This window comes from Streptomyces sp. NPDC086766 (assembly GCF_044746005.1).
In the GTDB taxonomy this organism is placed as follows: Bacteria; Actinomycetota; Actinomycetes; order Streptomycetales; family Streptomycetaceae; genus Streptomyces.
In genome coordinates, this window is sequence record NZ_JBIVBI010000003.1 from 509,908 (window position 1) to 531,697 (window position 21,790).

Genomic DNA, 21,790 nt, shown 5'->3' on the forward strand with positions numbered 1-21,790 from the left:
GGCGCTCCCGTCACGGCTCCAGGCGCAGCTGCCGTTCCTGCTCCTGGTCGCCGGCGGCGGCGCCCTCGTCATGGGCCGTGAAGGCGTGGGCGAGCAGGTCGCTCGCCTTCCGCACGGCCCCCGGGGTGCCCTGGAGGGTCACGGTGACGGGCGCGGACAGGTGGCCGCCGGCCCCCGTGCCGCCGGACGCCCGCCCAGCCGTGCCTCCGGCGTCCTGCCCGGCGGTGACACCGGAGAAGGTCGCCGTGCGCACGGTCGCGTTCTCGTCGCCGGGACGCTCGTCCGGCGCCCCGAAGTCCCTCTCCAGCGCCTCGACGACCGCCCGGTCGTCGGCGACCTGGCCGCCGCTGAACGTCACCGTGAGCTGTGTGCCGGACATCTGCCGGAACCTCCTCGCCTCGACTTCCGGTCCGTCCCGCCCGGGTAACCGTCGGCGGATCACCCAAACCGGCGGTCGACCAGGCAGGATTCCTTCTCATTGGGGAATCTGGGGTGAGGACGACACACGGTCACGGGAAAGGGGAGACGACGTGACGGACAGCGGGGACGGCGCGGAGAAGCGGCGCGGGCGCGACGAGACGGAAGAGGAGAGAGCGGACCGGAAGTGGGGGGAACTCATCCAGGAGGTCCGGGTCGCCCAGACCGGGGTGCAGATCCTGTTCGGTTTTCTGCTCACCGTGGTGTTCCAGCCGAAGTACGAGACGCTGAGCCACGCCAACCAGGTGGTCTACATCGTCACCGTGGTGCTCGGCGCGTGCGCCACCGGCGCGCTCATCGGCCCGGTCTCCCTGCACCGTCTGGTCGCCGGGCGCCGGGTCAAGCCGGAGGCCGTGCGGTGGGCCTCCCGGCTCACCTTCGTCGGGCTCGTGCTGCTGCTCGCGACCATGACCAGCTCCCTGTTCCTGATCCTGCGGGTCGCGACCCACGACGGCTGGGTGCCCTGGCTGGTCGCGGGCGTGGTGGCCTGGTACGTGCTGTGCTGGTACGCCCTGCCGCTGTGGACCCGCCACCAGCACACCTCACGGTGAGCCGCGGGGGCTGAGCCGGGGGCGGGGAGCCGCCGGCCGTCCCCTCGGCCGGGGACGGGCCCCGGGGCGGAACCGCCGCCCCGGGGCGCTCAGCCCCCGGCGATGACCTCGGCGAGGAAGTCGTCCACGTGAACCCGCTCCTCGCCCGGCGCCACGATCTCGCGCGTCTGACGCAGGAAGGCGGCGACGCCCGGCGCCCACACGAACACCACGGCATGGTGCCGTCCCCCGTCGGGGTGGGGGCTGCCGTAGAACTCCATGCACAGCTCCTGCCACGGGCCGTTCGCCACCGGGCGGAAGCGCACGTCCCCGACGCCCACCGAGCGCGACAGCCCCTCGCCGAGCATCTCCCGGTCCAGCTTCCACCGGGCGAGCACCCGGCCGTCGTGGCTGAAGACGACCGTCACCGCGAACGGGTCGTCGGCCTCGTAGCTGAAGTGGGCCAGCACGGGGAAGCGGTCCGCGGCGCCGGCCTGCAACTGCACGACGATGGTCTTGCTTACGAGGTTGTTCACGTGGAGGGCCTTCCGGGGACTACGGGACGTAGAGCCGTCTAGTACCCCTTTCCCGCGCGAGATGCTCCGGCGTCCGGGTGATTTACTTCTTCCCGGCTCAGCCGAGCGCGTCGCGCAGCGCGGGCAGCAGCGTCTTGGCCGACCAGTCCAGGTACGCCTCCTGGGACTCGCCGCCGATCTGGACGAGCGCGATCTCGGTGAACCCGGCCTCGGCGTAGGGGCGTACGGCCTCGACGAAGGCGTCCGGATCGTCGCCGCACGGAATCGACCCGGCGACGTCGTCCGGGGTGACGAACTGGGTGGCCGCCTCGAACGCGTCCGGATGGGGGAGTTCGGAGTTGACCTTCCAGCCGCTGCCGAACCAGCGGAACTGGTCGTGGGCGCGGCGCACGGCCTCGTCGCGGTCGGGGTCGTAGCAGACCGGCAGCCGGCCCACGCGCGGCTTGCCCGCCCCGCCGTGCCGGTCGAAGGACTCCAGCAGACCGGCCTTGGGCTCGGTGGCGATGACCAGGTCCGCCAGCCGGCCGGCCAGGCGGCAGGACTGCTCGCCGGAGACGGCGATGCCGAGCGGCGGCGGCTCGTCCGGCAGGTCCCACAGCCGTGCCGAGTCCACGTCGAAGTGGGTGCCGTGCCGGGTGACATGACCGCCCTCGAACAGGTCGCGGATGATGCCCACGGCCTCCTCCAGCATCTCGTGGCGTACGTCGACGCACGGCCAGCCGCCGCCCACCACGTGCTCGTTGAGGTTCTCGCCCGAGCCGAGGCCGAGCCGGAACCGGCCCTGCGACAGCAGCTGCATCGTCGCCGCCTTCTGCGCCACGACCGCCGGGTGGTAGCGGAAGGTCGGGCAGGTCACGTACGTCATCAGCGGGATGCGCGAGGTCGCCTGGGCGGCGGCGCCGAGGACGCTCCACGCGTAGGGCGAGTGCCCCTGCGAGCGCAGCCACGGGAAGTAGTGGTCCGAGGTCACCGAGAAGTCGAACCCGGCCTCCTCCGCCCGCACCACATGGCCGACCAGCTCACGGGGTCCGGCCTGCTCGGTCATCATCGTGTATCCGATCTGCACCATGTCCGGCGAGTCCCCTGCTCCCCGGGCGGACAACGGCGGGTCAGTCCGCAGAGGGCCGGAAGGTCCGCAGGAAGACGGCGAGCGCCTGGCGCGCGGAGGTCGTCGCGAAGTCCTCGGCGGGTGTCGTCCAGCGCAGCGAGAAGCCCCGGTGGCCGCCGAGGAGGAAGCCGCGCCCGAAGGTGCGCACCCGGTCCGCGCCCGTCCCGGACAGCCACTCCATGTCGGCGGCCCGGAACCCCTGGTACGTGGTGGCGCGGATCGAGCCGATCCGGCGGTACCCGGAGGTCCGCTCCAGACCGGGCTCGACGTCGTCGCGCCACACGGCGACCGGGTCCGGTCCGAGCCGCTCGCTGTACGTCACCGCCAACGTGCGCCCCTCGCCTGTTCCCTCGTCGTCCCCGGCCGCGCCGAAGACGACGCGGTAGGCGAGGTCGGAGGCGCGGGTGGTGCGCAGCCGCTTCCAGCCGGTGGGCAGGGCGACGGAGAAGCCCTCGGGGGCGTCGTAGACGCGGAAGCCCGACGGCGGACCCGGCGCCGTCGCCGAGGGCGGCGCCGTCGTCGGAGCGGAGGCCGCCGGCGGGGCGGCCGGCAGAGCGGTGCCGGGCAGGGCGGGGCGCGGGACGGAGTGGTCGGCGGCGCCGGAGCGGGAGCCGGCACCGGCCCCGGTGGTGCCGGTGCCGGGGAGCTGGTGGGTGGCGGCAAGGACCGCGACGGCGACGGTCACCACCGCGAGCGTGGTGCCCACGGCCATGGTCCGCCGGCTCCAGACGCGGCCCGCGTCCCGGGCCGCGGCGCAGGCGCCGCGCAGCCGGGGCCGGACCCCGCCCGGGGCGAGCGTCGCGGGATCCTCGTGGAGCACGCGGGTGAGCGCCGCGCGGACCACGGGACGGGTCAGCCGCTCCCGCGAGTCCTTCCGCAGCAGCCCCTGCACGACCTGGGTGAGCGGGCCGGCCCGCACCGGGGCGCGCAGCGGCAGCCGGTCCACGCCCTTCAGCGTCACCTCGGGCCGGCCCCGGTCCCGGTACGGCGGGCGCCCTTCGACCATCGTGTAGAGCAGCGCGCCGAGCGCCCACAGGTCCGCGGCCGGCCCGATCCGCTCGTCGCGGGCCTGCTCCGGCGAGGCGTACGAGGGCGCGGTGACCCGGGGCGCGAGCGTGGCGCCCGCGAGGCCGAACCCGGTCACCACGACCCCGCCCCGCTCCCGCACGAACACCTGGCCGGGGCCGAGTTCGCCGTGCGTGATCCCCTCGGCGTGCGCGGCCTCCAGCACGTCGAGCAGTTCCAGCCCGATCCGGGACGTCCGTACGTAGTTGAACGCGCCGTCCGCCGCGAGCAGTTCGCCCAGGGGTGTGCCGTCGATCCACTCGGTGACCGTCCACAGCGTGCCGGCCTCCGTGACGGCGTCGACGACCTTGGCTACCCGGCCCGGCCGCAGCAGCCCCATGGTCTCGGCGGTGCGTGTGACACGGGCGGTGACCCGGCGGACGCTCTCCTCCCCGGTGCCGGCGGGGAGGCCGGTCTGGGTCAGCAGGCGGGGGCGCTCCGCCTCGACGTCCTCGCCGTACCAGCAGACCTGGTTCGTCTCGCGGTGGACGACCTCCAGGAGCCGGTACCGTCCGGCCACCAGATCGTGTCCGGAGACGTGCGCCTCGACCATGGTCATCCCTCGCTGAAACCCCGTGGCTCTCACCTTTCCCAGTGGTACGACGGCCACGGCGGGGTGTGTTCAAGGGATCGGCGAAGAGTCGGCGGTTCCCGCCTTTTACTCAAAGGTTCCGGCCGTGTGTGCGACGAAATCCGTACGCCGCCGGGCGGGGGAGGCCGGACCCGGCCGCCGCGGGCCAAGTGCGCTGCTCGGACGGCCGGCGGACCCGACCGGAAGAGGCCGGAGAAGTTCCGTTTCCGTCCGAGCGGGACGCCCGCGTGATTTCCGCACCGGAATCCGGCGGTCGAATACGGCCCGGCCCACCTGTGGTAACCATCGGTAAACTCGATCGGCGGCCGAATTCGACCCCAGCGGCACCGGTACGGCGCATTTGCGACCAAGGCTCAGCGCAGTCCGAAGCGCTCGGCCCAGGACAGGATGTCCGCGGTGGTCGCGTTGCCCCCGCACACCACCAGCCCGAGCCGGGCGTCCGGCCCGACCCGCTCCCGCACCAGCCAGGCGGCGGGCAGCAGACAGCCCGCGGCCGGCTCGGTCCACACCTTGGCGTGCTCGGCGAGGGCGAGGCAGCCCCGCACGGCCTCCCGGTCCGGAACCACGAGCACCTCGGTGACGAGGGCGCGGACATGGTCGTACGTCAGGTGCGACACCGCCGGGGCGCTGAGCGTCGTCACGACCGAGGAGAGCGCCACCGGCCGCGGGCCCCCGGCCCGCAGCGCCGCGGACATCGCCTCGGCGCCCTCGGTCTCCACCCCCCAGATCCGTACCCCGGGGCGGAGCGCGCGCAGCGCCGCCGCGACACCCGAGATCAGCCCGCCGCCGCCGATGCTGACGAGGACGTCGGTGAGGTCGCCGGCGTCCCGCGCCAACTCCAGGCCCACGGTGCCCTGTCCGGCGACCACGACCGGATCGTCGAACGGATGGACCAGGGTGAGGCCCTCGTCCCGCAGCCGCGGCACCAGCGCGAACGCGCCGTCCATGTCGTCGGTCAGCCGCACCTCGGCGCCGGCCGCCTCCGCCGTCTCGATGGACCGGGCCGGCGCCGACCGCGGCATGACGACCGTGGCCTTCACCTGGAGTGCGGCCGCCATGACCGCCAGCGCGATGCCGTGGTTGCCGCCGCTGACCGCCGCCACCCCCGCGTCCCGCTCCGCGGCGCCGAGCGACAGCAGCTTCGCCGTCGCGCCGCGCGCCTTGAACGAGCCGGTGCGCTGGAGCAGTTCCAGCTTCACCGTCACCGGGACACCGAGCAGCGTGGACAGGCCGGGACTCGGCACGGTCGGGGTGCGGACCACGTGTGCGGCGATCCGCTCGGCCGCGCTTTCGATCTCCGAGATGCCGATCAAGGCAGTTCACCTTTCCGGCGCGGGGGGTGATGATCCGCGCCGCCCCGACCCTGACCCGGGGACGCGGCGCGGGTCAACACCTTCAGAGGGCGCGGCCGAGCAGGAAGGCGGGCAGCGCGTCCAGCTCGGCGGCGGCCGCGGCCCGCAGGGGCACGGCGGCCAGCGCCGTCCGGGCCGCGGCGACCTGACGGCGGGCCCCCTCCAGGGCCGCGGCCCGGCCGCCGGCCGCCTCGGCCAGCGCGGCCGCGCCGGCGGGATCCCCGTCCGACTCCAGCAGTTCGGCCAGTCGCCGGGCGGCCGGATGCGGGGCGTCGAGCGCGGCCAGCACCGGGTACGTCTTCTTGCGCTCGCGCAGATCGGCGTGGACGGGTTTGCCCGTGACGGCCGGATCGCCCCACAGGCCCAGCATGTCGTCGACCACCTGGAAGGCGGTCCCGAGGTGCCGGCCGGCCCGGTCCAGCGCGTCCACCGTCGCCCGCGGCGCCCCGCCGAGCAGGGCGCCCAGCGCGGCCGCGCAGCCCAGCAGCGCGCCCGTCTTGTGCTCCGCCATCGTCCGGTACGCCTCCGGGCGCACCCGGCCCCGGCCCGTCCAGGGACGGGTGGCGAACCGGAGGTCGTCGGCCTGCCCGCGCAGCAGATCGGCCAGAGCCGCCGACAGCCGGCGCAGGGCCGCCGCACCGTCCGGGGCCGCGGCGAGCGTCTCGACGGCCAGCGCGAACAGGGCGTCGCCCGCGAGGACGGCCGGGCCGGTGCCGTAGGCCTTCCACACGGCCGGTCGGCGGCGCCGGGTGGCGTCGCCGTCCATGATGTCGTCGTGCAGCAGCGAGAAAGTGTGCACCAGTTCGACCGCGACCGCCGCGGGCACCCCGGTCCGGCCCGGAGCCCCGGCCGCCTCGGCCCCCAGCACCGCCAGCGCCGGCCGCACCCCCTTGCCGCCGGGCGCGGCCGCCGCCGGAGCCCCGCCGACCTCGCACCAGCCGAGCGCGTAGCCGGCCATCTCGCCCACCCACGGATGCAGCCCGCCGACGGCCACCTCCATCGCGGGCCGCATCAACGCCCGGCACCGGTCCAGGACTTCGGGCAAGTCCACTGCCACGGGCGCGATGGGCGAGCCGGCGGTCATCGCACGACCTCGGGGGAGGTCGTGCCCTCGGTGGTGTGGCCGTGGGGTACGGCGGCGCCCCGGGTGTCGTCCGCGACCCGCGCCGGGGAGCCCTCCCCGACAGCGGACCGGGCCGGGGAGCCCTCCCCGGCGTCGGCGTCCCGGGCCGGGGAGTCCTGGCCGGCGTCGGCGTCCCGGGCCGGGGAGTCCTGGCCGGCGCCCTGCGGCGCGCCGCCTTCGGCCGGTGGGCGGGAACCCGCTTCCGCCGGCAGGCCGCAACGGGTTTTCGCCGGCGGGCCGGAACAAGGCTCCGCCGGGCGGTCGAAGGCGGCCGCCGCGTCCGGGCCCAGGAACTCCTCCTGGGCCCGGGCCACCATCTCCCGCGCGTGCCGGAGCCCGATGCGGTCCATCGTGCGGGCCAGGTCGGCGAGTTCGGCCGCAGTCTCGGCGCGGTCGCGGCCCAGCCGGGCGTGGGACTTGGCGAGGCCGAGGCGGGACAGCGCCTCGCCGCGCGGCTCGCCGATGGCGCGGAACTCCGCGAGCGCCTGCCGGTAGACGTCCTTCGACTCCGCGTACCGACCGGCGCGGTAGAGCACGTTGCCCCGCATCTTGTGGTTGTAGGCCAGCGCGCCCGCCAGGTTCATCGCCCGGCACGACTCCTCGGCCTCCGACAGCAGCGCGAGCGCCCCCGCCACGTCCCCGTCGCGCACGGAGCGCAGGTCGGCGAGGCCGCGCAGCGCCCAGGCGTGCCCCCGGCGGTCCTCGGCGCGCGCGGCTATGCCGGCGGCCTCCTCGAAGAGGGCGTACGCGGTGTCGTACGAGCCGGTGTTGCGGTGCATCTGCGCGATGCCCTCCAGCGCCCACACCGTGTGCCGGGCCTCGCCGCGCCTGCGGGCCTCGGCGAGCAACCGCTCGTGCAGCCGGCCCACGGCCTCGTAGTCGCCCTGGATGCGGCCGGTCTCGGCGAGCCCGGCCAGCGAGTAGCCGCGCACCACCACGTCCCCGCCGCGTTCGCCGAGTTCGGCCGCGTACCCGAGCAGCCGCCACGCCAGGGCGAACGCGCCGCGCTGCCGGGCCAGGGTGCCGCCGCTCCACAGCGCCCAGGCCATCGCGCCCGGGTCACCGGCCTCCCGGGCGGTCCGGTAACTCGCCTTCCAGGCGCGGTCCGCCTCGCCCACCTGGCCGAGCCGCCGGTGCGCCTCGGCGACCGCGAGGCCGGAACGGGCCGCCTCGATCCGCTGCCCGGCCCGCTCGGCGGCCGCGAGCCGCTCTCTCCCCGCGGCCAGGACGTCGGTGAGGGAGGAGTTCACGGACAGGGAGGTGAGGGCGCCCTGGTACTCCGGGGCGAATGCCTTGCCGTACATGCGTACCTTTCTATACACGGTGTGTATACATGATGTGTATAGTGCGTCGGAAACCAGCCCCGGCCCCGCGACCGGGCGCGGGGCCGGGGCTGTCTGTCGCAGGTCAAGACGCCGGTGCGCGCGACGGGGTTGCCTGCGGGGCGCAGATCACCCCTCGGGGTCCGGCTCGCTCAGTGCTGCTGCGCCTTCTGCGGCGTCGCCTCACTGGGCCGTACGACGACATGGCCCTCGCCCTGCAGCATCAGCTGCGCCGCCTCGCCGGACCCGCCGCGCAGCATCGAGCCGAGGGACTGCGAGCGGTGCAGTGACGTACGGAGGTGGGCGGTCCAGCCCACCACCGCGTCCGTGTCCACGTACACCGGCTGCTCCGGCGTCACCGGGATGACCAGCGGATCGCCCTCGCACACCAGCCCCAGCGCGCCCTGCCCGGTGAAGACGCTGTTGAACAGCCCGCCGCCGGCGATCCCCGAGCCCTTCACCGTCCTGATCTGGTACGACAACGAGGCGTCGAAACACAGGACGTTGCGCCCGTTGACGGTGAACTCGTCGCCCCCGCCCAGCTCGACGACGAAGCAGTTCTGCGCCTCGTGCGCGAACCAGGCCTCGCCCCGCCCGCGCACGGCCATCAACGGCAGCCCCTCCCCGGTGACGGCCCGCTTGATCATGCCGCCCACGCCCTGGCCCTTGCGCTCGAACCGCAGGTCGCCGCGGTGGGCCACCATCGAGCCCTGCCGGGCCAGCATCTCGCCGTCCACCGTGTACTTGACGCACTTGGCGTTCTCGACGGTCATCCCGGGCGCGGACGCGGGCCGCACCATGTGCTCACTGGAAAAGAGGTCACCCTTCATCCGGGCATCGTGGCCCGGAGCGATGCGTTCCGCCCAGGGCCCGCGTCCCCTGCGGGATCCGGGAGGGGGGCCCTGGATCACCGGGCGAGGTCGTCGGTCACGGCGGGGTCGGGCGGGGTGGCCCGTCTCCGTCCGCGCGTCGCCCGTGCGAGATCGATCACATTCGGGCGAGGCAACCCTCTCGCGCCCCGTCACATCTCCCCGGACGACACACAGTTGGTCGCTCGCTGATCACTGAGTGGGACGGATTGGCAAAGGATTGCCATGAAGCGCACGGAATACTTCATTCGCGCTTTACATGGACATGACTGATCCTTCAGGGTTTCGCCCCGGGGCCCGACCAGCCCCCGTGGCGCCGAGGCGCCATGTCCAAGGGCGCGCCCGGTGATCCCGGCCGCTCTCCCGAACGAAGGACCCTCAAGAGTGCGCAGACCCCACATACGCAGCGTGGCGGTCGCCGTCGCGGTGACGACGGCCGTCACGGGCCTGGCCGGCACGGCGCTCGCCACTCCCCCCACGGGGACGGACCACACCGTGTCGTCCGCCGGCATCTCGGCCGCTTCCGTGGTGGAGGCCGCCCGCGCCGCCGCCTTCGCCCACGCCTCGGCGACCGGCGTCACCCGGGGGGACGGGCTGCGGGCCGAGGACGTCATGCTCGACCCCGAAGGGGCGCGCCACGTCCGGTTCGTGCGGACCCATCAGGACATGCCCGTGCTCGGCGGCGACCTCGTCGTCCACCTCGACGCGAAGCTGGCGTACACCGGAGTCACCCGGGCGGCCGGCCACACCGTCGAACCCGCCACCACCGAGGCCCGGCTGACGCCGCGGCAGGCGGAGGCCAAGGCCGCCTCCGTCGCCCGGGGCGACGCGGGCGGCGCCGAACTCGTGGTGGACGCCCGCGACGGCGCGTCCGCCCTGGCCTACCAGGTGCGGGTGACCGGCAGCGCCACCACCGAGGGCAACGGCTCCCGGACGGTCGTCGTCGACGCCGTCACCGGCACGGTGCGCAGCAACACGCCCGACAGCGACGAGTTCCTGTCGCCGAAGCTGCTCGACACCCTGCGCGAGCGGGGCGAGACGCTGAACCCGGCCACCGGCGACGCCCCGCTGTCCGCCGTCGGCGCCGTCCCCACCGCCGCGGCCTCCCGCTACCCGTCTCCCGCCACGGGCACCGGCTCCTCCCTCTTCGTGGGCAAGGTCTCGCTGACCACCACCCGGACCGCCCGCACCAGCTTCCTGCTGCGGGACCCGAGCCGCTACGGCACGGAGACGCGGGACGCCAAGAACCGGGAGCTGGAGACCTTCTCGCGGGGCACCAAGTTCACCAGCACCACCGACAAGTGGGGCAACGGCTCCACCTCCAGCCGCACCAGCGCGGCCGTCGACGCGCAGTACGGCGTCACCAAGACGCTGGACTTCTACAAGAAGACCTTCGGCCGCAAGGGCATCGAGAACAACGGCAAGGGCGCCAAGGCCATGGTGCACTTCGGCAACCGGATCGCGAACGCGTTCTGGGACCCGACCTGCGACTGCATGCTGTACGGCGACGGCGACGGCCGGATGTTCAAGAAGCCGCTCGTCGTCCTCGACGTCACCGGCCACGAGCTCACCCACGGCGTGGTGGACGCAACCGCCCGGCTGGAGCCCACCCGCGTCGACGCCGACGGCAACCAGTACGGCGAGCCCGGTTCGCTGAACGAGTCCCTGGCCGACATCTTCGGATCCGACGTCGAGTTCTTCACCAACAACCCGAAGAACCCGCCGAACTACCTCCTCGGCGAGAAGCTCGGCCTGGCGCAGAAGTTCCTGCGCCGCCTGGACCACCCCTCCCTCGACAAGCTCGAGGGCACGATCGACTACTGGTCGCCGGCGGTGTACGACACCGAGGTGCACGCCGGATCCGGCGTCTCCTCGCACGCGTTCTACCTGCTCGCCGAGGGCAGCGGCCGCAAGACGATCGGCGGCTTCACCTACGACTCGCCCGCCTACCACGGGCTGACGGTGAAGGGCATCGGCCGGACCAAGGCCACGGCGATCTTCTACCGCGCGCTGACCCGCTACATGGTCTCGACGACCGACTTCCACGACGCGCGCGTCGCGACGCTGAAGGCGGCCAAGGACCTCTACGGCGCGAGCAGCACGGCGTACAAGACGGTGGACCGGGCCTGGGCCGCGGTCAACGTCACCGCCGCCAACACCCCGGCGGACCGCCACTGACGGCTCCCCCCGGACGGTGGCCCGGGTGCCCCGCCCCGAGCGGGGCACCCGCGCTTCCGCCTCCCGCACGGCCGGACGCGTCCGCCGTCGCGGGGGCCGGGCCCGGCCGTCGGCCCGGCCCGAGCCGGGCCGACGGCCGTGGTTCAGCGCAGGATGTCCGCCCAGTTCGCCGGGACCCGTCCGGCCGGACCCGGGGCGGGCTGGTCCGCCGGGTGGCCGGAGGGCGGGGCGAGTTCGGGGCCGGACTCGTACAGCTCGTTCGTGTCGTAGTTCCAGAACCAGCTCTCGCCCGGCTCGAAGCTGCGGATCACCGGGTGCCCGGTGGCCCGGTAGTGGGCGGTGGCGTGCCGGGACGGCGAGTCGTCGCAGCAGCCGATGTGCCCGCACGCGGCGCAGCGCCGCAGGTGGAACCACCAGCCGCCGGCCGCGTCGCACTCGACGCAGCCGGTGCCGCTCGGCGGGACGCCGGGGTCGATCGCGAAGTCGCCGGTCATGCGGCCTCCTCGGGGGTGAGCGGGGTGTCGTCGGGGGCGGCGGCGAGCGGCAGCAGGACCTGGAAGCGGGTGTCGCCCGGCACCGACTCCACACGGAGGCTGCCGTGGTGCTTGGTGACGACGATCCGCCAGGAGATGTCCAGGCCGAGGCCGGTGCCCTGGCCCACCGGCTTGGTGGTGAAGAAGGGGTCGAAGATGCGGTCGCGGATCTCCGGCGGCACCCCGGGCCCGCTGTCCTGGAACTCGACCAGCAGCCGGTCGTCGTGCCGCGCCGTCCGCACGGTCAGCGTGCCCTCCCCGCCCGCGCCGGCGACCGCCGAGACCGCGTTGTCGACGAGGTTCGTCCACACCTGGTTGAGCTCGGCCGGGTAGCAGGGGATCTTCGGCAGCGTACGGTCGTACTCCCTGACCACCTCGATGCGCGGACCGATCTTGCCCGACAGCATCAGCAGCGTGGAGTCGAGGAGTTCGTGCACGTCGGCGACCTGGTAGGGGGCGCGGTCCAGCTGGGAGTACTGCTTGGCGGCGTCGACGAGCCGGGAGACGCGGGTGGTGGAGTCCTGGATCTCGTCCATCAGGAGCTCGGTCTCCACCGTGTAGTTGAGCCAGCCCACCGCGCCCGGCAGGATCTCCTCGCCGACGGCCGCCGCGACCTGCTCCAGCCAGTCGACGTCCAATCCGGCCTGCACGAAGGTGGGCGCCAACTGCCAGCCGTTGTCGATGCCGTGGTCCTCGAGCCACTCGGTGAGGGCGTCCTCCCGGTCGGCGGCCTCCAGCGGACTGAGGGCCGGCGCCTTGGCGACCCGCTCGGCCGTGCGCTCCTGGATGTCGATGAGACGCGCCAACGCGTCGCGGGAGAAGGGGCCTTCGGCGATCACGGCGAGCTTGTGCCGCATCTTCGCCACCCGCTCCCGCAGCGACGCGGTGGCCCGGACGGCCGCCGCCGCGGGATTGTTGAGCTCATGGGTGAGCCCGGCCGACAGCGAACCGAGGGCCAGCAGCCGCTCCCGCTGCCCGATCGCCGCCTGGGTGCTCTTGGTGCCGAGGAACAGCCCCTCCAGCAGGTGCACCGCCATGGGGAACCACTCCCGCACGACGCTCGCGAACGTGTCCGCGGGCAGCACGAAGAACCGGGTCGGCTCGGTGACCCGCAGCGAGTTGTTGTACACCTGCCGGACCCGGTCGCCCAGGTACGCCTGCATGGCGCCCGCGTACACACCCCGCTGGGAGGTGCGGCCGACCTCCACGTCGTCGCCCCCGACCCGGCGGGAGAGCACCACCGTGCCCTCGATCATCACGTAGAAGCAGGTCGCCGGGTCCCCCTCGGCGTACACCGGCCCGGGTTCGAAGCTCTCCACCCGCCCCTCGCCGCACAGCCGGCCCAACTGCTCGGCGGACAGCCTCTCGAACAGGAACAGCGAGCCGATCTCCCGTGGGCTGCACGGCATCGGCCGCCCGTTCACGACTGCTCCAGATAGCGGTGGACGAGCATCACGGCCATGGCTCCCTCTCCGACGGCGGACGCGACGCGCTTGGCGGACTCGGCGCGCGCGTCGCCCGCCACGAACACGCCGGGGACGCTGGTCTCCAGGTGGTACGGCGGCCGGTCCGGCTCCCACCCGGCGGGCGGGCGGCCCTCGGCGGTGAGGTCGGGTCCGGCCAGGATGAACCCGCGCTCGTCGCGCAGCACCGTGCCGTCCAGCCAGTCGGTCAGCGGGGCGGCGCCGATGAACACGAACATCCACTGCGCGTCGACCCGTTCGCTCTCCCCGCTCGCCACGTCGCGCAGCGTGAGCTGCTCCAGCCGGTTCGTCCCGTGCGCGGCCTCGACGACGGTGCCGCAGCGCACCGTGATGTTGGGCGCCTCCTCGATCTGCTGGATCAGGTAGTACGACATCGACGCCGACAGGGAGGCGCCGCGCACCAGCAGCGTGACCGACTTGGCCCCCCGGGACAGGTACATCGCGGCCTGTCCGGCGGAGTTGGCGCCGCCGACGACGTAGACGTCGTGGCCCTCGCAGGCGGGCGCCTCGGTCAGCGCCGAGCCGTAGAACACCCCGCAGCCGGTGAGGGCGTCCGCGCCGGGCGCCGGGAGCTGCCGGTAGGAGACGCCGGTCGCCAGGATGACGCTGTGCGCGGCGACCGCGGAGCCGTCGGAGAAGCGCACGGTCCGTGCCGCGCCGTCGACCTCCAGGCCCGTCACCTCGCGCGCGGTGAGGATCTCGGCGCCGAACTTCGCCGCCTGCCGCCGGGCCCGGTCGGTCAGTTGCGCGCCGGAGACGCCGTCCGGGAAACCGAGGTAGTTCTCGATCCGGGAGCTCTGCCCGGCCTGGCCGCCGGTCGCCGACCGCTCCACCAGCACCGTCCGCAGCCCCTCGGAGGCCCCGTACACCGCGGCGCCCAGCCCGGCCGGGCCGCCGCCGATCACGACGAGGTCGTAGAAGTCGGCCGCGGGAGTGGTCTCCAGTCCCACGCGCGCCGCGAGCTCGGGCGCCTCGGGCTCGACCAGCGGCGTGCCGTCCGGTGTGATCACCAGCGGCAGCCGCCGGCCGTCCTGCCGGGCCGCGGCGAGCAGCCGCCTGCCCTCGGGCTCGTCGGAGGAGTACCAGCGGTAGGGCACCTGGTTGCGCGCGAGGAACTCCCTGGTCTCCGAGGACCGCGCCGACCAGCGGTGCCCGACCACCTTGGTGCGCGGCACCGGGCGGTGGTCGCTGGCGCGCCAGGCGTCCAGCAGGTCGTCCAGGACCGGGTAGAGCTTCTCCTCGGGCGGGTCCCAGGGCTTGAGGAGGTAGTGGTCGAGGTCGACGACGTTGATCGCGTCGATGGCCGCGTCGGTGTCGGCGTAGGCGGTCAGCAGCACCCGCCGGGCACCCGGGTACACGTCCAGCGCCTGTTCGAGGAACTCGATGCCGTTCATCTGCGGCATCCGGTAGTCGGCGAGGATCACGGCGACGAGGTCGCCGCGCAGCTTCAGCTCGCGCAGCGCGTCGAGCGCGGACCCGCCGGACTCCGCGCGCACGATCCGGTACGACTCGCCGTAGCGTCGCCGGAGGTCGCGGGCGACGGCGCGGGAGACCCCCGGATCGTCGTCCACGGTCATGATGACGGTCCGCGCTGCCTCCGCGGCCTGGGCCATGCGTCTTCCACCCCGAGCGGTCGGTCCGGGGGCCCGGCGCACCCCGTCGCGGACGGGGCCACCGCGCCGACTTCCGCCCATCGTATGTTCGATCGCCCCGGTTCGCCCCGGCGAGCGGCACATCGGGGGAGTGGGAGAGACCGGGGGCGGCCGGGGTCGGCAGAGTCCGGTCGGCAGAGGGGGGCCAGACCGGCCGGGCGGAGTGGGGAAGGCCGGCCGGGCGGAGTGGGGAAAGATCGTGGCGGGCGGAGTGGGGAAGACTGGACCCCGCAGGACTCGACCCCGACTCAGGGAGGCACACCGGATGACGCGTCCGATCACGGCAGGGGTGGACGGATCGGAGGAGAGCCTCGCCGCGCTGGCGTGGGCCGGCCGGGAGGCCGAGCGCCGCGGGCTGCCGCTGCGCGTGGTGGGCGCGTGGCGCTTCGAGCCGCACGACGCGTTCGAGGCGGGCGACCGGGACACGCAGCTGGCGCGGGTGCGGGAGGCGGTCGACGAGGCCGCCCGGACCGTCACCGACCGCCGGCCGGGACTGTCCGTGACCACCGCCGTCCTCCAGGACGGCGCCGTCGACGCGCTGGTCGGCGCCGCCGCCGAGGCCGAGATGCTGGTGCTCGGCTCCCGCGGGCACGGCGCCTTCGTCGGCTTCCTGGTCGGCTCCGTGGGACAGCGGGTGATCGCCGCGTCGGAGCGGCCCGTGGTCCTGGTGCGGGCAGGCGACGACCCCGCCGCGGAGGCCGCCGGCCGGGAGATCGTCGTGGGCCAGCACGGCGAGCCGGAGGACAGCGCCCCCGCGCTGCGGTTCGCCTTCGAGACGGCGGCCGCCCGGGGCGCGACCGTCCGGGTCGTCCGGGCCTGGACCCTGCCCCCGGTGTTCGCCTACAGCCCCGGCTCCCTCCAGCTCCTCGACGAGGCCGGGGGACTGGAGCCGTACGAGAAGAAGGGGCTGGCCGCGGCGGTGCGGCAGTGGCGGGAACGCTTCCCCGACGTCCCCGTCGTCGAGTACGTCGAGATGGGCAGCGCGGGCCAGGTGCTGCTCTCGGCGGCGGAGCGGGCGCAGCTGATGGTCGTGGGCCGGCGCTCCCACCGCACCGCGATGGGCGCGCCGATCGGCTCCGTGGCGCACGCGATGCTGCACCACGCCGCGTGCCCGGTGGCCGTCGTCCCGCACCCGTGACTCAGCGCGGCGTCGTCGGCTCCAGCGTCGCGCGCGCCTTCGGCAGGACGGCGGTGACGTAGTCCTCGACCGCGGTGTCGAGGCCGATGTCGTGCTGCGCGCGCTCGGACAGGTACCAGCGGTGCTCCAGCAGCTGGTGGTACAGCTCGGCAGGGTCCATGCCGCCGCGCAGCTCCGGCGGCACGGCCCGCACGGTGGGGCGGAACACCTCGCGCACCCAGCGGTGCGCGAGGACCTCCGGGCGGGCCGCCGTCCCGTCGCCCGGCGCGTGGTCGTCCTGCGTGGCCATCCAGCTCTCCAGGTCGCTCAGCAGCCGCCGGGCCTGGTTCTCCTCGGTGTCCAGGCCGGTCAGCCGCAGCAGTTGCCGCTGGTGGTGCCCGGCGTCGACGACCTTGGGCACGAAGGTGACCGTGTCGCCGTTGGAGGACGACTGGATCTGCATCTCGGCGACGTCGAAGCCGAGGTCGTTGAGCCGCCGTATCCGGCGCTCGATGTAGTGGTACTTGCCCGCCGGGTAGACGGAGGTGCGGGTGAGCTCCTCCCACAGGCGCCCGTAGCGGGCGCAGATCTCGGTGCCGAACTCCACCGGGTCCACGGAGGGGTGCAGCGCCCCGGACGCCTCCAGGTCGAGCAGCTCGCCGCTGATGTTGACGCGGGCCAGGTCGAGGTCGTACTCGCGCTGCCCGTTGCTGAGCCGGGGGTGGAGCTCGCCGGTCTCCGCGTCCACCAGGTAGGCGGCGTACGCGCCGGCGTCGCGGCGGAAGAGCGTGTTGGACAGCGAGCAGTCGCCCCAGGCGAACCCGACCAGGTGCAGCCGCACCAGCAGCACCGCCAGCGCGTCCATCAGGCGGTGCATGGTCGCCGGGCGCAGCGTGGTCTCGAACATCGAGCGGTACGGCATCGAGCCGCCCAGGTGCCGGGTGATCAGCACCGGCTCCAGCGGGCCGCCCGCGCCGTCGGTGCGGCCGGTGACCACGGCCAGCGCGTCCACGGCGGGGATGCCGAGCCGGTCCAGGTCGCGCAGCAGCCCGTACTCGCGCAGCGCGGGACGTTCGGCGAGCTCCTTGACGGCGATCACCTCGTCGCCGGCGCGGGCGTAGCGCACCACGTGCCGGGAGATGCCGCGGGGGAGCGGGACGAGGTACTCCTGGGGCCACTCCTCCAGCGGCACGTCCCACGGCAGTTCGAGCAGGAGGGCCGGGTGCTCCGGGTTGGTGGCGTTGATCTGCAAGGCCATGGCACGACCCTAACCGCCCGGCAGGGCCCGCTCCCGGGCCCGCCGGACCGCCTGCCGGACCGGGCCGCGGTGCACGGGGCCGTGGCCGGGCAGCAGCACGTCGCCGTCGAGGCCTTCGAGCATGTCCAGCGAGGCCAGCGCGCGGGCGCGTTCGTGGTGGAACATGTCGGGCAGCAGCTGCGGTCCCGCGATCCGCGAGGTGGGATGGCCGCTCACCAGGGCGTCGCCGGAGACCACCACCCCGGCGTCCGGAAGGTGGAACGCCACGTGGCCCCGCGTGTGCCCGGGCGTGTGCACGGGGACGGGCCGCCCCGGCAGGTCGAGCGGGCCCGCCGCGGGGAACGCCTCGGGTGCGGCCACCGGGACGTGGGCCGTGCCGCCGACGCGCAGGGAGTGCACCGCCCACGGCAGCACCCCGGGGCGCCAGCCGTTGCGCAGCACCCGGCCGACGGAGACCTGGTGCAGGAACTCCCGCCGCGCGTGAGGCACTTCGGCCTCGTGCAGGTGCACCGGCGTGCCGTGGGTGCCCCGCAGGTACTCGGCCGAGCCCAGATGGTCGTTGTGGGCGTGGGTGATCAGCACGGCCTGCACAGCCTCGGGCGAACTGCCCACCGCCGTCAGCGAGTCGAGCAGCTGCCGCCGGTCCCCCGGGTAGCCGGTGTCGATCAGTGTGGCCGCGTCCCCGTCGGTGAGGATCACCCAGTTGGTGTTGCTGCCGTGCACCAGGTAGGTGCCGTCCGCGACATGCCGCACATCCGCCCGCATCGATCTCCCCGCATCCCGTGGTGGCCGCCCGACGGGGACATCCCACCAGATCGTCCCGGCGCCGGGGAGACGGGGGCGGCGCGACGGCGCGTCCTCAGCGCACACCGGCCGGACGGAACTGGACACTGATCCGTCCTCCCGCGGCCCGGGTGGTCTTGGGCACGCAGTGCTCCCAGGTGCGCTGGCAGGAGCCGCCCATCACGATCAGGTCGCCGTGCCCCAGCGGGCGCCGGACCGTCCCGCCGCCGCCCCTCGCCGGGCGCAGCAGCAGGTCACGGGGCGCGCCCACGGAGAGGATCGCCACCATCGTGTCCTCCCGCGCGCCCCGCCCGATCCGGTCGCCGTGCCAGGCGACGCTGTCCCGGCCGTCGCGGTAGTAGCACAGCCCGGCCGTGGTGAAGGGCTCGCCCAGCTCGCCGGCGTAGTGCGCCGACAGCGCCGCGCGGGCCTCGGCGAGCACCGGGTGCGGCAGCGGGTCGCCGGTGCCGTAGAAGGCGAGCAGCCGCGGTACGTCGACGACCTGGTCGTACATGGTCCGGCGCTCCGCGCGCCACGGCACCTCGGCGGCGAGCTGCTCGAAGAGGTCGTCGGCCCCGGCGAGCCACCCGGGCAGCACGTCGATCCAGGCGCCCGCGCCGAGCGGGGTGCGGCGCAGCCCGGTCAGCGGGCCGAGGCGGAGCTCGTCGGCCTGGGCGAAGAGCGAGGCCTGGAGGTGGTGCGCGGTCATGGCTCCAGCGTACTCCTTAATCGAAAACGTGTTCCCTTCATGCGGCCCCCGCCGCGGTCGGCGCCACTGGGCTGCGTCGGGCTCTTTCGATACAAAGCTGTATCGGATACATTCGCGTATCGAACGCGGACGGGACACGCAAGCGGCGCGGAAGGGGGCGGGCTACGTGCTGGAGGGAACGGCCGGGCGCGTCACCAGGCGCCGTGCGCGCACCCGGGCCAAGCTGCTCGACGCCGCCTTCGCGGTCTTCGCCTCCAAGGGCTTCGGCCGGGTGTCGATCGAGGAGGTCTGCGAGGCGGCCGGCTACAGCAGGGGGGCCTTCTACTCCAACTTCGCCACCCTGGACGAGCTGTTCTTCGCCCTGTACCGGGAGCGCGCCGACCTGATCGCCGACCAGGTGGCCGGGGCGCTCGCGCTCGACGGTCCGGACCTCGACGTGCCCGCCGCCGTCGACCGGGTCACCGAGGTGCTGCTGCTCGACCTCGACTGGCTCCTGGTCAAGACCGACTTCCTGGTGCACGCGGCCCGCCACCCGGCCGTGGCCCGGACCCTGCTGGAACACCGGGCGCGGCTGCGGCGGGCCGTCGCGGAGCGCCTGGGCCGGGCCCGGGGCCACACCCCGCTGCCCCCCGTGCTCGGCGACGCCGACGGGGCGGCCCGCGCGGTGGTCGCCGCGTACGACGGAGTCACCACCCAGCTGCTGCTGGACCAGGACGTCGAGCGCGCCCGCGCCTGGCTCAAGCAGCTGCTCACCGCCCTGCTCACCGACGGCAGCGGCACCCCCGGATGAGGAACTGAGGAAGGAACGGTCGCCATGGACGCGGACGTCATCGTCGTCGGAGCAGGCCTCGCGGGCCTGGTCGCGGCGCACGAGCTGACCAGCCGGGGCCGCAGGGTCGCCCTCGTCGACCAGGAGAACGCCGCCAACCTCGGCGGGCAGGCGTACTGGTCCTTCGGCGGGCTGTTCCTCGTCGACTCCCCGGAGCAGCGCCGCCTCGGCGTCAAGGACTCCTTCGACCTGGCCTGGAACGACTGGCGCGGGAGCGCGCAGTTCGACCGGCTGGACGACGAGGACTCCTGGGCGGTGCGCTGGGCCCGCGCCTACGTCGAGTTCGCGGCGGGGGAGAAGCGGTCCTGGCTGGAAGGGCACGGCATCACGCTGCTGCCCACCGTCGGCTGGGCCGAGCGCGGCGACCTGCGGGCCGACGGCCACGGCAACTCCGTACCGCGCTTCCACATCGCCTGGGGCACCGGCACCGGCGTCGTGGAGCCGTTCGCCGACCACGCCCGGCAGGCCGCCCGGGACGGGCTGCTGACCTTCCACCACCGGCACCGCGTCGACGAGCTGGTCGTCGAGGAGGGCGCCGCGCGCGGCGTGCGCGGGACCGTCCTCGCCGCGGACGACTCGCCCCGCGGGGTGGCCTCCAGCCGGGACGCCGTGGGCGAGTTCGAGCTCACCGCCCAGGCCGTGATCGTCACCACCGGCGGGATAGGCGCCGACCACGACATCGTCCGCCGCCACTGGCCCGAGCGGCTCGGCACCCCGCCGTCGGAGATGGTCACCGGCGTCCCCGCCTACGTCGACGGCCGGATGCTCGACATCAGCGCCGCCGCCGGCGTCCGCCTGGTCAACCGCGACCGCATGTGGCACTACACCGAGGGCCTGCAGAACTGGAACCCGATCTGGCCCGGCCACGGCATCCGCATCCTGCCCGGCCCCTCCTCGGTCTGGCTCGACGCCCTCGGCCGCCGGCTGCCCGACCCGTGCCTGCCCGGATACGACACGCTGAGCACCCTGCGGCACCTGCGCACCACCGAGGACATCGCGGCCCACGACCACTCCTGGTTCGTCCTCACCCGGAAGATCGTCGAGAAGGAGTTCGCGCTCTCGGGCTCGGAGCAGAACCCCGACATCACCGCCAAGGACCGCAGGGCGGTGCTGCGCGACCGGCTGCTCGGCAAGGGCGCGCCCGGCCCCGTGCGGGACTTCCTGCGGCACGGCGCGGACTTCGTGGTCGCCGACACCCTGGAGCGGCTCGTGGAGAAGATGAACGGGCTCACCGGCAAGCCGCTGCTCGACGCGGCCGAGGTGCGGCGCCAGGTGGAGGCCCGCGACCTGCAGTTGGCGAACCCCTACAGCAAGGACGCCCAGATCCAGGGCATCCGCAACGCCCGCCGCTACATCGGCGACCGGCTCGGCCGGGTGGCCGCCCCGCACCGCGTCCTCGACCCGGAGGCCGGGCCCCTGATCGCCGTCCGGATGCACGTCCTGACCCGCAAGACCCTCGGCGGCATCCAGACCGACCTCGACTCCCGCGCACTCGGCACCGACGGCCACCCGGTCGACGGCCTGTACGCGGCCGGTGAGGTGGCCGGCTTCGGCGGCGGCGGCGTCCACGGCTACAACGCCCTGGAGGGCACCTTCCTCGGCGGCTGCCTCTTCTCGGGCCGCGCGGCGGGGCGGGCCGCGGCACGGCAGACCGCCTGAGCGCACGGGACGGCTCCTCCCGGGAGGTCCCCGCCGGGTGACGGCCCCGTACCGGGAGGTGTTCCGCACGGGGCGGGGTCCCGCACGGGGAGGTGTTCCGCACGGGGCGGGGTCCCGCACGGGGAGGTGTTCCGCACGGAGAGACACCGGCTCGTGCGGGGCTCCCGGCAGGAGTCCGGCACGCGCTCCCGGGCGGGTTCAGCCCTCGAGCAGCGAGGCCAGGACCGACGCGTGGCTCTCCTCGGGTGTTCGGGACGCGGTCAGCAGCGTCACCGTCCCCTTCCGCGTCAAGGCCCGTACGGGGTCGAGGAGTTCGGCGGCCTCGGGCCGGTCGAGCTCGGCCTCGTACCGGCGCCGGAACTCCTCGTGCGAGGCCTCGCCCTCGCGGTACCAGCGACGCAGCTCGGTGGACGGCGTCAGATCCTTCGGCCACTCGTCGACGTGCGCGTCCGCCTTGGAGACGCCGCGCGGCCAGAGCCGGTCGACCAGGACGCGCACGCCGTCGTCGGGCTCGGGCGGTTCGTAGATGCGGCGCACACGGACACTCACGGCCGGGTTCTCCTCGTCACGCTGACGGGTCGTGGGGCGGAGCATACGTCGGCGGTCCGGCCGGG

19 protein-coding genes and 1 pseudogene are annotated in these 21,790 nt (G+C 74.3%); 5 read left to right on the forward strand and 15 right to left on the reverse strand.

The genetic code is table 11. The features are described from left to right. Positions 1-10 precede the first annotated feature (10 nt). Complete coding sequence (locus ACIPM1_RS08185) at positions 11-379, reverse strand: hypothetical protein (protein WP_402430552.1); 369 nt, start codon at positions 377-379, stop codon at positions 11-13. Between the two features lie 151 nt (positions 380-530). Here ACIPM1_RS08185 and ACIPM1_RS08190 point away from each other — a divergent pair, with 151 nt between their 5' ends. After that, positions 531-1,028, forward strand: coding sequence for a DUF6328 family protein (locus ACIPM1_RS08190; protein WP_402430555.1), 498 nt, complete (start codon positions 531-533; stop codon positions 1,026-1,028). An 89-nt stretch (positions 1,029-1,117) separates the two neighbouring features. On the opposite strand, the gene ACIPM1_RS08195 is transcribed toward ACIPM1_RS08190, so the two are convergent. From ACIPM1_RS08195 to ACIPM1_RS08225, 7 genes and pseudogenes are all read right to left on the reverse strand, one after another. Then, the gene (locus ACIPM1_RS08195; protein ID WP_402430558.1) at positions 1,118-1,543 is read right to left on the reverse strand and encodes an SsgA family sporulation/cell division regulator; all 426 of its coding nucleotides are present in this window, start codon (positions 1,541-1,543) and stop codon (positions 1,118-1,120) included. 97 nt (positions 1,544-1,640) lie between these two features. Continuing rightward, positions 1,641-2,612 carry an LLM class F420-dependent oxidoreductase gene (locus ACIPM1_RS08200; protein ID WP_402430561.1) on the reverse strand — a complete coding sequence of 324 codons (972 nt, stop codon included), beginning with the start codon at positions 2,610-2,612 and terminating at the stop codon, positions 1,641-1,643. 40 nt (positions 2,613-2,652) lie between these two features. Continuing rightward, complete coding sequence (locus tag ACIPM1_RS08205) at positions 2,653-4,275, reverse strand: serine/threonine protein kinase (protein ID WP_402430563.1); 1,623 nt, start codon at positions 4,273-4,275, stop codon at positions 2,653-2,655. A gap of 386 nt (positions 4,276-4,661) precedes the next feature. After that, positions 4,662-5,621 (reverse strand): threonine/serine dehydratase, encoded by a 960-nt coding sequence (locus tag ACIPM1_RS08210; RefSeq protein ID WP_402430566.1) that lies wholly within the window; start codon positions 5,619-5,621, stop codon positions 4,662-4,664. A gap of 82 nt (positions 5,622-5,703) precedes the next feature. Next, positions 5,704-6,744 carry a polyprenyl synthetase family protein gene (locus ACIPM1_RS08215; protein WP_402430569.1) on the reverse strand — a complete coding sequence of 347 codons (1,041 nt, stop codon included), beginning with the start codon at positions 6,742-6,744 and terminating at the stop codon, positions 5,704-5,706. A 329-nt stretch (positions 6,745-7,073) separates the two neighbouring features. After that, positions 7,074-8,087, reverse strand: a pseudogene (locus ACIPM1_RS08220) (tetratricopeptide repeat protein); the annotation flags it as partial. 170 nt (positions 8,088-8,257) lie between these two features. Further along, positions 8,258-8,935 (reverse strand): AIM24 family protein, encoded by a 678-nt coding sequence (locus ACIPM1_RS08225; protein ID WP_402430572.1) that lies wholly within the window; start codon positions 8,933-8,935, stop codon positions 8,258-8,260. 423 nt (positions 8,936-9,358) lie between these two features. Between ACIPM1_RS08225 and ACIPM1_RS08230 the strand changes: the two genes are divergently transcribed. Continuing rightward, complete coding sequence (locus ACIPM1_RS08230; RefSeq protein ID WP_402430574.1) at positions 9,359-11,152, forward strand: M4 family metallopeptidase; 1,794 nt, start codon at positions 9,359-9,361, stop codon at positions 11,150-11,152. A gap of 143 nt (positions 11,153-11,295) precedes the next feature. Here the strand turns inward: ACIPM1_RS08230 and ACIPM1_RS08235 are convergent, their stop codons facing one another. The 3 genes from ACIPM1_RS08235 to ACIPM1_RS08245 are packed head-to-tail and all read right to left on the reverse strand — an operon-like array spanning position 11,296 to position 14,782. After that, positions 11,296-11,646, reverse strand: a complete 351-nt coding sequence (locus tag ACIPM1_RS08235) for a UBP-type zinc finger domain-containing protein (RefSeq protein ID WP_402430577.1) — start codon at positions 11,644-11,646, stop codon at positions 11,296-11,298. Continuing rightward, positions 11,643-13,109 (reverse strand): ATP-binding protein, encoded by a 1,467-nt coding sequence (locus tag ACIPM1_RS08240; RefSeq protein ID WP_402430580.1) that lies wholly within the window; start codon positions 13,107-13,109, stop codon positions 11,643-11,645. Before ACIPM1_RS08240 ends, ACIPM1_RS08235 begins: the two co-directional genes overlap by 4 nt. Next, positions 13,106-14,782, reverse strand: a complete 1,677-nt coding sequence (locus ACIPM1_RS08245; RefSeq protein ID WP_402430583.1) for an FAD-dependent oxidoreductase — start codon at positions 14,780-14,782, stop codon at positions 13,106-13,108. Before ACIPM1_RS08245 ends, ACIPM1_RS08240 begins: the two co-directional genes overlap by 4 nt. Positions 14,783-15,086: 304 nt before the next feature. Between ACIPM1_RS08245 and ACIPM1_RS08250 the strand changes: the two genes are divergently transcribed. Then, positions 15,087-15,959 (forward strand): universal stress protein, encoded by an 873-nt coding sequence (locus ACIPM1_RS08250; RefSeq protein WP_402430586.1) that lies wholly within the window; start codon positions 15,087-15,089, stop codon positions 15,957-15,959. A gap of 1 nt (position 15,960) precedes the next feature. On the opposite strand, the gene ACIPM1_RS08255 is transcribed toward ACIPM1_RS08250, so the two are convergent. The 3 genes from ACIPM1_RS08255 to ACIPM1_RS08265 form a co-directional block, all read right to left on the reverse strand. After that, complete coding sequence (locus ACIPM1_RS08255) at positions 15,961-17,196, reverse strand: DUF4032 domain-containing protein (RefSeq protein ID WP_402430589.1); 1,236 nt, start codon at positions 17,194-17,196, stop codon at positions 15,961-15,963. A 9-nt stretch (positions 17,197-17,205) separates the two neighbouring features. Beyond that, a complete protein-coding gene (locus ACIPM1_RS08260) occupies positions 17,206-17,961 on the reverse strand; it encodes an MBL fold metallo-hydrolase (protein ID WP_402430592.1) in 756 nt (251 codons plus the stop codon). A gap of 94 nt (positions 17,962-18,055) precedes the next feature. After that, a complete protein-coding gene (locus ACIPM1_RS08265; RefSeq protein WP_356194847.1) occupies positions 18,056-18,688 on the reverse strand; it encodes an alpha-ketoglutarate-dependent dioxygenase AlkB in 633 nt (210 codons plus the stop codon). Positions 18,689-18,854: 166 nt separating this feature from the next. On the opposite strand from ACIPM1_RS08265, the gene ACIPM1_RS08270 reads away from it, so the two are divergent. Together ACIPM1_RS08270 and ACIPM1_RS08275 are read left to right on the forward strand one after the other, a co-directional pair. Beyond that, positions 18,855-19,478, forward strand: coding sequence for a TetR/AcrR family transcriptional regulator (locus ACIPM1_RS08270; RefSeq protein WP_402430595.1), 624 nt, complete (start codon positions 18,855-18,857; stop codon positions 19,476-19,478). Positions 19,479-19,502: 24 nt separating this feature from the next. Next, positions 19,503-21,176 carry an FAD-binding dehydrogenase gene (locus ACIPM1_RS08275; protein WP_402430598.1) on the forward strand — a complete coding sequence of 558 codons (1,674 nt, stop codon included), beginning with the start codon at positions 19,503-19,505 and terminating at the stop codon, positions 21,174-21,176. 198 nt (positions 21,177-21,374) lie between these two features. Here ACIPM1_RS08275 and ACIPM1_RS08280 read toward each other — a convergent pair whose 3' ends face one another. Next, the gene (locus ACIPM1_RS08280; protein ID WP_402430601.1) at positions 21,375-21,725 is read right to left on the reverse strand and encodes a DUF488 domain-containing protein; all 351 of its coding nucleotides are present in this window, start codon (positions 21,723-21,725) and stop codon (positions 21,375-21,377) included. Positions 21,726-21,790: the final 65 nt, after the last annotated feature.